Below are 14,298 nucleotides of genomic sequence, written 5' to 3' on the forward strand. Positions count from 1 at the left end.
TGACTCCTAATTAGGTACTGGTCTTGCTTGATCCGACAAATACAAGCTGACTTGATTACGCCCACCGTTTTTTGCTTTGTAGAGGGCTTTATCTGCTTGTTCTAGTAATTTAGTACTGTGTTGATCGTGGGTCACTATATCGGCACTGACTCCGATACTGATAGTCAAAGGTATCGCTTCACCTTCCCATTCAAAATGAATAGAGGCAACAGCGTCTCTTATTGTTTCAGCAACTTGGAGAGCACCTTCTGCAGTTGTATTAGGAAGGATGATAGCAAATTCCTCCCCCCCAAAACGTGACACTAGATCCGTTGGCCGTTTTAAATGCTGCTGTAATGTTTGAGCTATTGTACGTAATGCTTGATCGCCTGCAAGATGACCGAATCTGTCGTTGATCAGCTTGAAACGATCAATATCAAGCATTAACAGTGCTATGGGTGTTTCTTGCCTGCGACTGATCCGGCTTTCAGCGATTAAACGTTTATCAAAGGCACTGCGGTTTTTGACCCCAGTTAAACTGTCGATAGTGCTTTGTTCTGTGAGCTTTTGATTCACCTCATGCAATTCTCTGAGGGTGATTTCCAGTTCTAAAGTCCGCTCTTGCACCATTTGTTCGAGTTTCTCATTGCTCTCGGCTTCCGCTTTTAGGGCTTCTTCCCGCGCACTACGAATTTTCTGTGCTTGTTTCAAGGCTTCTTGCTGGATACGTAGTTTAGCTTTGCGCTCATCGTTATAGCGGATGGCGAGCACCAGAGACATGAAGATAATTTCAAAAGTCAGCCCAAGCATCACAGGCGTTTGCGGTTTTAAATTGAGGTCAATCACGCTGAGATAAAGCAAGCTACTGATGCAGGCGCCTGTCAGCATACTCACCCAGCCAATAGTGTACATACGTGCCAGTTTATGGCCATTGATAGCCTGAGTAATGGCAAAGACCATCAGGACTAGGCTGAGTACTGCAACGGAAATGATCTCGATATAGAGCGCCGTTCCATATTGGATAAATGGTGTGGCGAGTCCAACACAGAGGATATACACAGCACTATAGCGACAAGTGAGTAACATACGGCGGTTTAAATATTTGAGCTGTAATATTTTTTCAGTAAACATTAACGCAAATGCCATAACGATTGGCAGTAAAAACGGCACCATAACTTGCTGCAATAGCGGCCAGTCTGGCCAGAGGAATCGGAAGGCAAAACCGTTAATCGTGGCAACGAGTAAGGTCATGCTAAGGACATAGCCAGAGTAATAGCTGTAGCTGAATGAGCCCGATGCTATGGCGATAAAAAGGCTAAAAATGCCAATTGCGGCAAGTACACCAAGTTGGAATCCATGCTCAACGGCGGTAGATTCGGCAATTTGAGCTAAGTCATTAGAAGACCATAGGTTTAATGGTACTGCAGCACTACCTTCAGTTTGAATATGCAGATAGAAAGTATGGGAGTCATCTGTGTTGATCTTGAAAGGATATAGGAAAATATTGCTCAAGAATGGTCGATCCTCATAGGGGAATATATCACCCATCAGCACAGTATTCATGAGTTTATTATTGACTAAATGGTAGATAGTTACCTTGTCTAACAAAGGGTTATCTAGCGCTAAAATGCGCGAAAGTGTTTCGTCAGGGCTGGTTAAGCTGAAACTGAGCCAAAAATTATGGCCGCTGAGTTTTTGAATGTCTTTATTGGTAAAGTTATGCCAATCAGTTTTTGGCAAAGCTTGTATTTCGGCCAGTTCTTTTGCTGGTGTAGGGTGGCTGACCATTAACCAAGGCGTAAGGTTTAAAGGTGTCGTGGTTGACTCGTCAATGCTCAATAGGGTTGCCAAGGCCTGTGTTGGGTATATCCATAGCCACAGCAAGAGTATGAGTGGCATGTTTTTGTTAAGCATGGATTCGATCCAAATTAAAAAACGCTAAGCTATTTTGGTAGCAACGTTTTGCAAACTCATCCGCATCTTCTCCGCGTAGGTTTGCAATATAATTTGCGATATAAGGAAGGTATTCGGGCTTGTTTTTGCTCGATTTAGGCTTGGGCCGCATACTACGGGGGAGTAGGTAAGGGCTATCTGTCTCGATTAAAATGCGATTCTGCGGAATAAAGGGGACGAGTTGCGCTAGTTCTTGGCCGCGTCTTTCATCGCAGACCCAACCTGTTATGCCTAAGTGTAAATCTAGGTCAATATAGGCTTCCATCTGTGCGTGAGTGCCAGTGAAACAATGCAAAAGCGCGCCACTAAGCTGTGGGCGATATTCCCGCAGGATAGCAATAAAGTCTTCGTGGGCATCGCGTTCGTGCATTAGCACTGGCATTTGCAGTTCAACGGCTAAGGCGAGTTGGGCAATAAAAGCTTGGCGCTGGATAGGTCTCGGGGAGAAATCACGATTGTAGTCTAAACCACATTCGCCAACGGCAACCACTTGCGGTGCGTGACAGAGTTCAGCTTGTCGAGCGTTTGAGCCATCATGCCAACCACTGGCATGGTGGGGATGCACACCAGCAGTGCAGTAAAGTTGATTAGGATATTGCTCGCATACAGCAATGGCTGCCGCACTTTCAGTTAAATCGCTGCCAATAACAATTAACGGCGAAACCCCTTGGTCCGCCGCCGCTTGTATTATCGATACAGTATCTTGTTCGAGTGCGCTGCCAAGTAAATTGACAGCGATATCTATGTATGAGGGCATTATTTTAGACGTTTTACCCGAACCTTGGCATTGCGATCATCGGTACCCATTAAAAAAGAACCTAAAGCGGCTTTTTCAATATAGACAGTTTCACCTTGCTTAACGTTGTACTTACGGCCATCAGTTTGTTTCCATACCTGACCGTTAGTGAAAGTCACTTTAATGGCTCCGTAAGCATCTTCGGCTATAGATTGAATCTCTAAATAAATCTTATCGACAGTATTTTCTTGAGCACGCTTGGCTTCCATCCCAAAGTCATCGGCAATTTTTGCCGCTGGCGTTTGGGGGGCGGTTGCCACTATCGCAGCTGCAGTTGTAGGAGCTGCAACTGTTGCTACTGTAGCCGGTATCGCTTGAGTGCTAATGGTGTCTGGTGTCATGCCTTTTACGCTTTCTGCTAGCTTGTCATAGCAAATCAAGCGGTCGAGTTTATCGGCGGTTGCTGCACATTGGGTTAACTGCTGTTCAATGCTGGCATTTGCTTGGACAGATACAAGCATGATCGCTGCCGTGATAAGAGTTAAGCGCATGAGAATGTTCCTTATTATATTATTCCCCTAACGCCTTCGAGGACGTTAGTCGTTTGTTTGTTCAGTCTCTTCGCCAGACTCGTCATCTGGTTTGCTGTAGAAACGAGCCGCTAATAAACCGCCTTCGAACAATAACAGCATTGGTACAGCAAGCATAGTCTGGGAAATCACATCTGGTGGGGTTAATAGCATGCCGACGACAAAGGCGCCCACTATGATATAAGGACGTTTTTGCTTGAGATCTTCAGGTGTAGTGACACCTGACCAGCAGAGTAAAACAACGGCAATGGGGATTTCAAAGGATAGGCCGAAGGCAAAGAACAGCTTCAGAATAAAGTTAAGGTAACTGGTAATGTCTGTCGCAACCTGAACTCCCTCTGGCGCATTGTTAGCAAAAAAACCAAAAACAACAGGGAATACAAGATAATATGCAAAGACAATACCGAGATAAAACAATAAGGTACTGCTAAATAGTAGTGGCATCACTAGGCGTTTTTCATGTTTATATAAACCCGGTGCCACAAAGGACCAAATTTGAAATAACACGTAGGGCACTGCCACAAAAAATGATAAAACGAGGGTTAGTTTGAAAGGTGCAAAAAATGGTGCAGCGACATCCGTCGCAATCATGCTGCCACCAAGAGGTAAAGACTGCATTAAAGGTATTGCCATATAGTGGTAGATATCATTTGCCCAGTACGCACTACAAATGAACACTAATAACACACTGGCAATGGATTTTAGCAGCTTGGACCTAAGTTCAAGCAAATGGCTGATAAGTGGCTGCTGTTGCGACATGAATTATCCGTTGGCTTTCGGGTTAGAACTGGTATCCACGCCCTGAGATGGCTCACTTGAAGTAGCGGGAGAAGCCGATGTTTGACTCGCCTCTACAGTGGCTGTTGGATTAGTTTGGCTAGCTTGAACTGGATTCACTTGAGCAGGAGTGTGAATTTGATTCTCAGGCGCAGGGGTGTCTTTTGACGGATCCTGAACCTGATAAGGGCGGTTCACTGACTGCGCCGCTTGCTTTAGTTGCTCAATAGACTCTTTGAGTTCAGGTGAGAGGTTAGATAAACCTTTGCTCTCGGCTTTTTTAAGATCGGCATGCAACTGCTCGATCTTCAGCTCCTGCTCAAGTTCTTCTTTTACCGAGTTCGCCATGCGTTTCATCGCACGGATCCAACTCGTTACCGAACGCACCGCAACCGGTAGACGTTCGGGGCCAAGAACCACTAGCCCCAAAACACCAACCAGCAGCAGCTCCATAAAGCCGATACCGTCAAACATAAAGAGTTACGCCTGTTCTTTGTTAGACTCAGGTTTCTTTTCAGTCGCCTGTTGAGTTGTTTGCGCTGTTTTAACCGCTTCGGTGTCTTCTAATGCCTTCTTGTCTTCTTCTGAAGACATGGCGTTTTTGAAGCCTTTAACCGCACCACCTAAATCACCACCCAAAGAGCGTAATTTCTTAGTTCCAAACAACAAGACAACGATTAACGCAACGATAAGCAGTTGCCAAATACTAATACCACCCATGAAGGTATCCTCTTAATTGATATCGGTTCTATTATGAACCTCTGATTAATTAGTGCTAGCTAAAATTTGCGATTCTTTGGCCTAGATCGCCATCCTACAAACCACAATATCATGCCTGAAATTAGACAAACATAAGGGGTCCATAGTGTAGCGTCTCTATTAATCAATAACGTGCCACAGATCAATAAAACGGCAGAAGTGATAAGCAAGTAGTTACTCTTATGTGCCTGCTGCTGGTATTTCAAATACTTATCTAGCATTTGTTGCTGAGAACTCAGCAATTTCCTGCCTAACTTAAGATTATCGTAAATTAGTTCAGGGAATTCAGGTAGTTTATCAGCCCAATATGGCAGTTTTGTGGATACCTTTTTAAACATAGCTTTAGGACCGACTTGGTCGGCCATCCACTGCTCTAAAAAGGGTTTGGCGGTTTGCCATAAATCCAACTGCGGATACAGCTGACGGCCTAAGCCTTCGATGTAGAGTAAGGTTTTTTCCAACAATACCAATTGCGGTTGCACCACGATATCGAAGTGGCGCGCAGTGCGGAATAATTCCAGTAACACATGACCAAAGGAGATCTCGTCGAGCGGCTTGTTGAACATAGGTTCACACACCACTTTGATGGCCTGTTCGAAAGCTTGTAGATCGGTTTTTTCCGATACCCAGCCAGACTCAATATAGAGCTGGGCGATTCTGTGATAATCGCGATTAAAGAAGGCGAGGAAATTTTCGGCGAGATAGCGCTTATCGACTTCGCTGAGTGTGCCCATGATGCCGCAGTCGAGCCCAATGTAGTATGGGTTCTCAGGATGATCGCGGGAAATAAAGATATTGCCCGGATGCATGTCGGCGTGGAAAAAGTTATCGCGGAATACTTGGGTAAAAAATAGTTCAACACCCCGCTCGGCCAATAACTTAAAGTTGGTACCTTGCGCTTTAAGGGCGGCAATATCCGAGACAGAAATACCGTAAATACGTTCCATCACCATCAGGCGTGGATAGCAAAACTCTTCATACACATAAGGCACATAGAGCGCATCTGAGTTGAGGAAGTTGTTGCGTAGCTTGACTGCGTTTAAGGCTTCGAGCTTAAGGTTTAACTCGCCTAAAATGGTCACGCGGTAATCTTCGATCACTTCAGCAGGGCGCAGTCGGTTGCCTTCACCGAGGAGGTATTCAATCAGTTTGGCCGTTTGCGACATCAACTGCAGATCGGCCTGGATTTTAGCTTCTACATTAGGGCGCAGCACCTTAAGTACGACGTCTTTACCGTTAGATTTGAGGGTCGCGGTATGCACCTGAGAAATAGAGGCTGAGGCCAGTGGTATTTCATTAAAGTCATCGAATAGGGATTCAATCGGCGCTTTTAGCTCAGCTTCAATCGCTTGGCGGGCAAGTGCACCATCAAAGGGCGGCACTTTGTCCTGCAGCATTGCCAATTCACTGGCCCATTCATCACTGAGTAAATCGCGGCGGGTTGAGAGCATTTGCCCAAGCTTGATATAAACGGGGCCGAGTTCCTGCATCGCCAATTTTAAGCGTTCGCCACCGGGCTTATTTTTATGCTTATTACGGATCCAGAATAGGCTGTTACGGGCGAGCTTAAAGTACCAAGGTGTCATCTTTGGCGGCAATACGTCATCTAACCCGTACTGAAGTAAGGTCTTAATGACGTGGTAACCGCGGCGGATACTGGCAAAGGTCATGGCTTAATTTGGTCTCTTAATTGGGCAATCCGTTGTTCAATCGCGCGAGTGTCGGCAACTAAATCATCCATCTGATCGCGAAAGTGCATTAACTCAATTGGGTGCGGTGCGAGGCGATACTCTTCAACTGCGAGTTGCCCTAAGTGGGAGCGGGTTTTACGCAACACTTCGAGTGCAAAGTCTTTTGCCAGATGGCTAGAACAGATGAGTTTGTGAGTGGGACCATCACCTAAATAACGGGATATTGGCTCGGCAAAGTCAAACTCGATACCGCGTAGATATTGGCTAAAGCTTTGTAATAAATTGAGATCGCCCTCAAGCTTGAGTTTATCTTGCTTGATTAGTTCAGTTAGGTTTGCGCCTTCGGACACGCGGTAAAGCGTCGTCGCATCGGCATGTAGACTGACATCAACATCGCCTTCATAGCGGCTCAGTACTTGGATCTCTTTGGCAAACACTAAATAGAATGGCCAGCTGAGCTGCGATAATTGGATGCGAAACACTTTGCCATGCAACTGGCGCTGGCGCGAATAATCGTCGCCAGCTTGGGCCTGAAGTTTTTTCAGACCCGTTTCAATTGCGGCGCAGGCAAGCAGCACAACTTCTTGCGGCATCATTAGAATTTATAACCACGGTGCAATGCGACAATGCCGTCGGTCATGTTGGTGTAGTCGACTTGTTCAAAGCCTGCATCAACCATCATTTGTTTTAATGTGTCTTGATCTGGGTGCATGCGGATCGATTCAGCCAGATACTCGTAGCTGTCGGCATCTTTAGTGATGAGCTCACCCATCTTAGGTAAGACTTTGAAGCTATATAAATCATATACTTTACGCATGATTTCATGCTGAGGCTTAGAGAACTCTAGCACTAATAATTTGCCACCGGGCTTAAGCACGCGATTCATTGAACGCAGCGCCGCATCTTTATCGGTCACGTTACGCAGACCAAAGGCGATGGTAATGATATCGAAGTGGTTATCGGGAAACGGCAGTGCTTCGGCGTTGGCTTGCACATAACTGACATTGTTGACTATACCCTTGTCGCGCAACTTAGTGCGCCCGACTTTTAACATGGAATCGTTAATGTCAGCTAAAACCACTTCACCTTTATCGCCCACTAAGTGAGAGAATTTTGCAGTTAAGTCGCCTGTGCCGCCGGCCAGATCGAGCACTTTCATGCCAGGGCGGGCGCCAGAGACTTCAATGGTGTAACGTTTCCAAAAACGGTGAATGCCGAAGGACATCACATCGTTCATTATGTCGTACTTAGCGGCAACAGAATGAAACACGCCGGCAACGAGTTCAGCCTTTTTATCGGCCTCTACGGTTTTGTAACCAAAGTGGGTACTTTTAGATTCGCCCTCAGACATCAATGTGTTCCTATTGTTTTGCAATGTATTAGTTGCGAGTGTAAGCCATCGCCTGCATTTGCTGAATCTTTGATCTATCACTCTGTGATCGAGCTAGTAAACTAACTGCAATGCCTTAGCTTGAGGCACTCCTGAACAGTCGTAGGATTAAGTGCTTAGCGACCACGTAAAATGGACTGGCATTAGACCACAATATCAGGATTTGGTGAATAGCTTAGCGTCCAGTTGGGTGCAACTGGTGATATTCATTGTGCCAAAAATTGCATGCGAGCCTGCACATAAGCGTAGATAAGCTCGCTTAGGCTTTGGCCAACATCCCTGAATCCGGCTTCAATCCCAGCTTCGTGGCAACTTGGCGCAGCCTCGGCTAAATGCAAATAAGCGCATGGGCAGTGGCGGGCGATATAGCTGACATAATGCGCCGCATCGAGCAATGGCACACCTGCAACGGTTGAAGCGCTACTGGGCATTTTAGCGATAGCATCTACGTCAAGTTCTAATCCTACGGGTAAACCTGTGTCATTAAGTTTGGCGGCGATTTCAAGTAAAGCTTGGCTAAGGCTGATTTCACGGCGCACCCAAATTTGTTGCAAGCTATGCCAAGTGCCACCAAATTCGCTGAGTTGGCTTAGGTTGGCTTCGCTGTTTTTTAACTCGTGTAAACCCAGTACATGGTAGCAACCTAAGGCGCCGCGATCGGCTGCATAACTAAAACCATTACCGCTGTGACGGCCTTCAAGCAAACGAAAATCCGAATGAGGGTCAAGATTCACCGCGGCGACTTGGCGCTGATAGTGGCTGTAGGTTGCCATCAACAAACCATAGGCATTGTTGTGGCCGCCGCCGATGAGTATGGGTTCTAAACCCGCCTTTAAAATCGCACTGATGATGCGGATCACGCGCTCATCGAGTTGCTCCACCGCATCACGTAATTCATCTAGGGTGACGTTAGTGTTATCTGTTGTATTGCTCGTAGTTTGTTGCTGCAGATCGGCGGTGTTCACTTGGCCTAACACTAGGCATTCGGCGCCAGAAAGAAAACGATTCGATTGTAAATTGAGCCATTGGCGCATACTGGTTGTGAACGCATCGGTTGCACCGCCGCGGCCTAAATTGGCACGTGGGCCGATATCTTCGCCAACGCCGATAATGGCAAAGCTTGCCCCGTGGGCTTTTGCAGTCGCAAGTATGGTCTCTAACGTGTGTTCGTGATTGGCCAAATGGACGCATTGGCCTAGCTTAGTTTCGCCAGTTCTTGTGCTGACGAGTGAGGCGATATCAGTATGGGTAAAAGGAATAAATTCAGGCATAGATTGATATTCTTATTCGGCCAGAGTCGAGCTATTGTGGCCAGAGTAGGGCGAGGATTCAATGGGGAAACGCTGAAAATAGTGAATAAAAAAGCCAGCTTAGCTGGCTTTCTTGACTGAAGAGTGAGATTACTCAATGTCGAGTGGTTCAGGTGATAAAATCACACCTGTGTTATCAGCATAAATGTGATCACCGGGTAAGAAAGTCACACCGCCAAAATTGACTGGAATTTCCACTTCGCCTACTGAATTGCCATCAGCACCCACTGGAATAGAGGCAAGGGCTTGAATACCAATGTCTAATTCTTCCAATGCATCCACATCGCGTACAGAACCGTAAACGATAATGCCTTCCCAGTTGTTGCTAACCGCAAGTTCTGCGATAGCGCCATCGATCAGCGCACGGCGTAATGAGCCACCGCCATCAATGAGTAAGACTTTACCTTGGCCATCCTCTTGTAGGACTTCGGTAATTAGGCCGTTGTCTTCAAAGCACTTGATGGTGCTAATAGAACCGCCAAAAGAGCTACAACCACCGTAGTTACTGAACATGGGCTCGACTACATCTACGACATCTAAGTACATGTCACATAGTTCTGAGGTGTTGTATTCCATATTTACACTCCTATTGATCCGCGTTGCGTACAGTTTAGCGAGTTTACGCCAGTATAAAAGGGATTATTGAAAAGAAAAGTGTTATCAATCACGGTATTGTTGCCACTTGGCTGTTAACACATCTGTAGTAAATTTTCGTCACACTATAGAATTTATTCGGTAAAACTTGATATTGGTCATTAAATAACGGTTTTTTATTACAACTCTGTTGCGCACTTTGGTATTATATCCCAAGTTTAAATTAACTTACTTAACTTAATTTGCTTTAGGGGCATGGACCCCCCGTTACGCTTATGGACGGTAGAGGGCCTTCGAGAGGTGCCTATGGAAGCTGTAAATACGATTGAAATTATTGGTTATTTTGCCTCTATAATGGTGGCGATCTCTCTAATGATGAAGAATATCATTTGGTTGCGATGGTTGAATTTTGTAGGATGCACTCTGTTTGTGGTTTATGGGGTGTTTATTTCTGCTTGGCCTGTGGCCGGCATGAATGCGTTTGTTGCTTGTATTAATATTTACCATTTGACAAAAATTTACCGTGCTAAGGCAAATATTCCCGCTGCAGCCTAAGTTTTATTGGATTGTGTTGCTCTTGAGATTAACGTTTAGAGCAACACAATATCCTGTCTCAGTCCTATCGCTATTCCTAAATAAATCCCTTAGCCCCAGCATAACGTCTCTAGAATCCTTCTAGATCAAAACCTCAGCCATGCTTCTTGTCATAAAACCTTCGAGCAGATGTCACTTAGCCGTCACAGGTCTTTCTTAGTCTCAAGCTATCTAATAGTGCTTTAGCTAATGTGATTTAGGTTTAACTATTAGCAAACAGTAAATTAGCCGTGAGCAGTCAATAACGAATTCAATCGTGAATAGAGCCTTGGTGAGTCGGTTGGTTTCAGACTAAGCACTCTAAGCGTCGTCGAGAGAATGCACAGATTAACATCACAGTAAAACTCGCTGGTATGCCAGCAAGGAGCCTGTTTTATGTTGAGTTACGTTGCAGACTTAGATAAGCGAATGTTTTGCCATATCGTGAGCTTCACCCAGCACCATGGTTTATATGCCCATGCAAAGCGGGTGTCAGCGAGTGGCGATGGGCATGTGTATTTATATTTGTCCGTGGGTTTGATGCTAACGCACGCTCAAGGACAGGCTCTATTTAATTTGATGTTAGCGAGTTTTTTGGTTGAGTTACCTCTGTATTTACTATTGAAAAATAGTATTCGTCGGACACGGCCATGCCATGCATTAGTGGGATTTGAGAGTGGTTTTGAACCATCGGATCGTTTCAGCTTACCGTCTGGTCATACAGCTGCGGCCTTTGTGATGGCAACGAGCGTGGCACAAATTTATCCTGCGGCGGCTCCTGTGGCGTATTTATGGGCTTTTAGCATAGGGGGCTCACGTATTGCACTTGGCGTGCATTATCCCTTAGATATTCTGGCGGGAGCCTCATTGGGAATTGGGTCGGTATTGCTGGTTCATCCAGTGATTTAATTCAAATATGCGCCTGTTAATCATTTCATTAGTGGGAATTCTCCTTCACTCATCAGTTTAAGGATACGTAATGCGAATACTCTACGGAGTTCAAGGCACAGGGAATGGCCACTTAAGTCGTGCACGCGTCATGGCTAAAGCATTGATGAAACAAGATATTGAAGTGGACTTTCTATTTTCGGGGCGTAAGCCTGATCAGTTTTTCGATATGGAGTGCTTTGGCGATTATCGCGTTCAAGCGGGAATGACGTTTGCGACGCACTCCGGGCGCGTGAATGTGCCACAAACTGTCCGGCAAAATTTGTCCTTGTCGTTATTTAAAGATATTAAAGCATTAGATCTTAGTTGCTACGATTTAGTACTCAACGACTTTGAACCTGTGTCGGCTTGGGCTGCGCGGCGCCAAGGCGTGCCATCCATTGGTATTAGCCATCAGGCGGCGTTAACTCATCCGGTGCCAAAACTCGGTAGCACTTGGTTTAATGAGATGCTGCTCAATTATTTTGCACCAGTGGATGTGGCGCTGGGGTGTCATTGGCATCATTTTGGCTTCCCTATTTTGCCGCCTTTTGTCGAAGTGGATGCCAGCCCATTCGAACACACGCATCAGATTTTAGTTTATTTGCCTTTTGAAGATGCGGATATGATTGCTCATTTTCTGTCTCATTTTAGTGATTATCAGTTTTTGGTATATCACAGCCAACAACCTAAAGGCCAAGTTGCTGAGCACATTAAATGGCATGGTTTTAATCGTGAGGGGTTTAAGCAACATCTTGCCAGCTGCGGCGGTGTGATAGGCAATGCGGGTTTTGAGCTTGCCAGCGAAGCATTAACCTTAGGTAAAAAACTCTTAGTCAAACCACTGATTGGCCAGTTTGAGCAGTTATCGAATGTGGCGGCGTTACAACTTTTAGCGGCTGCAGATAGCATGATGAGTCTCGATGTGAACATAGTTAAGCGCTGGCTTAAAACGGCATCGCCTAATCCAATCGCATATCCAAAGGTGGGGGATACGCTGGTTAAATGGATTAACGGTGGCGACTGGCACAATAGTCAGCCGCTGTGCCAAGAGTTATGGAGCCAAGTCACGCTTCCCGATACTTGGCGTTAAACAGCGTTGCTGTTCAGATGAAAAGCAACTTAGGCACTAGCTGGCTTAATTGCGTTAGCGTATAATTTCGTCAATTTTGCTGTTAGTCCCTTTCAGCACGTCTATTTTGGCCTAGCCTGGCCGTTAATTATGTTGTTATAAATGAGCCTGAAAAAGTTTACTCAGTACAAGTTACTGTTTTTAATGTTGTTATTACTTTGTGTCCTACTTCCTTTTATTCCAGATCAGGCTTACCACATCCCCGGCCCTGATATCGCTAAGCAAAATTTTCATGTGATTGAGTTTAATGATAAAGGTCAGCCCCACGACGAAAGGCAATGGCAAGGTTTAGAGACGCGAATTTTACACCCAGAGCCTGCACAGATCCCTGAATTATTGATTTTTGTCCATGGCTGGCATCATAGCGCTGAGCCTAAGGATGAAAACTTTATTGCCTTTGAGCAGTTTTATCAGCAAATGGCCGCGTCCGATACCCAGCGCAACTTGTTGGGGTTGTATATTGGCTGGCGGGGCGATAAATATGATCCTTTTTGGATCGATGGCTCAGATGATGCAAAAAGTTGGATTGAACCCTTAGATTTTCCCACTATTTTACAGCGTAAACGGGTTGCTAAACGTATCGGGCAGTTAGGTCTATCACAGCTGCTGGATAAGCTTGATAGCTTAGTAACACAGCATAAACTGCTGCGTTACACTGTGATTGGCCATAGTCTTGGCGGTGCTGTTGTTTTGCATGCGAGTAAAGATCGCATCAAAGCCGCCATTGATAATCAGCAGGATAATCCTAATTTATTCTTACTGTTAAATCCCGCCGTACCTGCTAAAGAGTATCAGCCATTAGATACGTTGGTGAGCTTAGATAGACAAAAACCGAGTATGGTGGTGTTGCAATCGAAGGGGGATTTTGCAGTGAAAGAAGCCTTCAATTACATCAAGGACGGCGAGCGCGCTGTAGGGAACTCTTGGGCTATTACTCACGATATTGACAAATGCTCTGGTGGCAATTGCACTACACCAATGAAGATGCCTTCGGCCTTGATGGCGCACGATCAAATCCCTGGCTGTATGATGACGCTGCCTCAATCAGGCTGGAAAATTCGTGCTCGCCTGCAGGCTCGTCGTACCGTGCAAACCTGCCCTGATGCCAATATGCAAGCCGTATGGGTACTGGCCGTGTCTGACGAAATCGTCTCTGGGCACAATGGCATTCTCACTCCAGAGCATGGTAAAGCCTTGTCTGAGGTGATGCGTATGATTGATTTATATCGAAATCAATTACCTAAACATGCGGTGGAAAGCCCTGCGAACCAAGATCTCGGCACCTTAGCGCCAGAGTCAGAAGCTGCAACATCTACCGAAGGTGAAACGCCTGTGCCACAAGAGCCAGTGATTATTGTTGAGCCTTTACCTGAAGAGCAAAGTTCACCGACACCTAAGGTTAATGCACCATTGCAGGAGCCAAACGTATCACAGGAACAAGATAAGCCTGCTGCGACTGAGGCGCCACCCGCACCAATTAAAGCGCCGGAATCAAAGCCTGAGGCTAAGCCAAACGACGGCGCAGAGCCTCAGCCTAAGATTGAAACTGAAGGCATAAAGTGATAGGTAGCTGTACGGAGTAAGTGATAGGCGATACATCTAGTGTTGTATCTCATTGAAAATAGATAATAAGCTGGTGAATAAACTTTATGAGTCAATATGAGATCTGAGTTAAGAGCAAAAATCATCACTGTTTGTCATAAAAAAATTGAGACTAAAGGCGATAATGTCGGCCTCTCATTTTACGCTTTCTTTGCGAACAAAAATGATGATCCAGAGTTGCTTATGGAAGCGGCGACTTGGTGGATTCAAACTCATCGCTTAGACCATTTTGTTAAGGCTCATAAGGTGATAGAGATAATCCAAAAGGAATCGGAAGAATAGATC

At 45.6% G+C, this 14,298-nt stretch carries 16 protein-coding genes; 5 read left to right on the forward strand and 11 right to left on the reverse strand.

The annotated features are described in order from the left end of the window. Positions 1–6 precede the first annotated feature (6 nt). The 11 genes from CKQ84_RS10495 to rraA form a co-directional block, all read right to left on the reverse strand. Entirely contained in the window at positions 7–1,893 is a 1,887-nt protein-coding gene (locus tag CKQ84_RS10495) for a diguanylate cyclase (RefSeq protein WP_105251205.1), read from the reverse strand. Continuing rightward, positions 1,886–2,689 (reverse strand): TatD family hydrolase, encoded by an 804-nt coding sequence (locus CKQ84_RS10500; protein ID WP_105251206.1) that lies wholly within the window; start codon positions 2,687–2,689, stop codon positions 1,886–1,888. The genes CKQ84_RS10495 and CKQ84_RS10500 overlap by 8 nt, the downstream gene beginning before the upstream one ends. Then, complete coding sequence (locus tag CKQ84_RS10505; protein ID WP_105251207.1) at positions 2,689–3,219, reverse strand: hypothetical protein; 531 nt, start codon at positions 3,217–3,219, stop codon at positions 2,689–2,691. Before CKQ84_RS10505 ends, CKQ84_RS10500 begins: the two co-directional genes overlap by 1 nt. 45 nt (positions 3,220–3,264) lie before the next feature. Beyond that, positions 3,265–4,017 carry a twin-arginine translocase subunit TatC gene (tatC, locus tag CKQ84_RS10510; protein WP_105251208.1) on the reverse strand — a complete coding sequence of 251 codons (753 nt, stop codon included), beginning with the start codon at positions 4,015–4,017 and terminating at the stop codon, positions 3,265–3,267. A 3-nt stretch (positions 4,018–4,020) separates the two neighbouring features. Next, positions 4,021–4,509 carry a Sec-independent protein translocase protein TatB gene (tatB, locus tag CKQ84_RS10515; RefSeq protein WP_105251209.1) on the reverse strand — a complete coding sequence of 163 codons (489 nt, stop codon included), beginning with the start codon at positions 4,507–4,509 and terminating at the stop codon, positions 4,021–4,023. Between the two features lie 6 nt (positions 4,510–4,515). Beyond that, positions 4,516–4,755 carry a Sec-independent protein translocase subunit TatA gene (gene tatA, locus CKQ84_RS10520; protein WP_105251210.1) on the reverse strand — a complete coding sequence of 80 codons (240 nt, stop codon included), beginning with the start codon at positions 4,753–4,755 and terminating at the stop codon, positions 4,516–4,518. Positions 4,756–4,814: 59 nt separating this feature from the next. Then, a complete protein-coding gene (ubiB, locus tag CKQ84_RS10525) occupies positions 4,815–6,464 on the reverse strand; it encodes a ubiquinone biosynthesis regulatory protein kinase UbiB (protein ID WP_105251211.1) in 1,650 nt (549 codons plus the stop codon). Continuing rightward, entirely contained in the window at positions 6,461–7,081 is a 621-nt protein-coding gene (locus CKQ84_RS10530) for an SCP2 domain-containing protein (protein ID WP_105251212.1), read from the reverse strand. The genes ubiB and CKQ84_RS10530 overlap by 4 nt, the downstream gene beginning before the upstream one ends. Continuing rightward, positions 7,081–7,836: a bifunctional demethylmenaquinone methyltransferase/2-methoxy-6-polyprenyl-1,4-benzoquinol methylase UbiE gene (ubiE, locus tag CKQ84_RS10535; protein ID WP_006083326.1), complete on the reverse strand. Its 756-nt coding sequence runs from the start codon at positions 7,834–7,836 to the stop codon at positions 7,081–7,083. The genes CKQ84_RS10530 and ubiE overlap by 1 nt, the downstream gene beginning before the upstream one ends. 245 nt (positions 7,837–8,081) lie before the next feature. Continuing rightward, a complete protein-coding gene (locus CKQ84_RS10540) occupies positions 8,082–9,146 on the reverse strand; it encodes a formimidoylglutamase (RefSeq protein ID WP_105251213.1) in 1,065 nt (354 codons plus the stop codon). A gap of 129 nt (positions 9,147–9,275) precedes the next feature. Further along, a complete protein-coding gene (rraA, locus tag CKQ84_RS10545; RefSeq protein ID WP_105251214.1) occupies positions 9,276–9,761 on the reverse strand; it encodes a ribonuclease E activity regulator RraA in 486 nt (161 codons plus the stop codon). Between the two features lie 324 nt (positions 9,762–10,085). On the opposite strand from rraA, the gene CKQ84_RS10550 reads away from it, so the two are divergent. The 5 genes from CKQ84_RS10550 to CKQ84_RS10570 all read left to right on the forward strand — a co-directional run bounded on the left by CKQ84_RS10550 (position 10,086) and on the right by CKQ84_RS10570 (position 14,295). After that, a complete protein-coding gene (locus tag CKQ84_RS10550) occupies positions 10,086–10,334 on the forward strand; it encodes a YgjV family protein (RefSeq protein WP_105251215.1) in 249 nt (82 codons plus the stop codon). Between the two features lie 414 nt (positions 10,335–10,748). Then, a complete protein-coding gene (locus tag CKQ84_RS10555; RefSeq protein WP_105251216.1) occupies positions 10,749–11,261 on the forward strand; it encodes a phosphatase PAP2 family protein in 513 nt (170 codons plus the stop codon). Between the two features lie 70 nt (positions 11,262–11,331). Beyond that, a complete protein-coding gene (locus CKQ84_RS10560; RefSeq protein WP_105251217.1) occupies positions 11,332–12,372 on the forward strand; it encodes an MJ1255/VC2487 family glycosyltransferase in 1,041 nt (346 codons plus the stop codon). 141 nt (positions 12,373–12,513) lie between these two features. Beyond that, the gene (locus CKQ84_RS10565; RefSeq protein WP_105251218.1) at positions 12,514–13,974 is read left to right on the forward strand and encodes a thioesterase; all 1,461 of its coding nucleotides are present in this window, start codon (positions 12,514–12,516) and stop codon (positions 13,972–13,974) included. A 96-nt stretch (positions 13,975–14,070) separates the two neighbouring features. Then, positions 14,071–14,295: a DUF6500 family protein gene (locus tag CKQ84_RS10570; RefSeq protein WP_105251219.1), complete on the forward strand. Its 225-nt coding sequence runs from the start codon at positions 14,071–14,073 to the stop codon at positions 14,293–14,295. The last annotated feature ends 3 nt before the right edge of the window (positions 14,296–14,298 follow it).

The organism is Shewanella sp. WE21 (genome assembly GCF_002966515.1).
Taxonomy (GTDB): domain Bacteria; phylum Pseudomonadota; class Gammaproteobacteria; order Enterobacterales; family Shewanellaceae; genus Shewanella; species Shewanella oncorhynchi.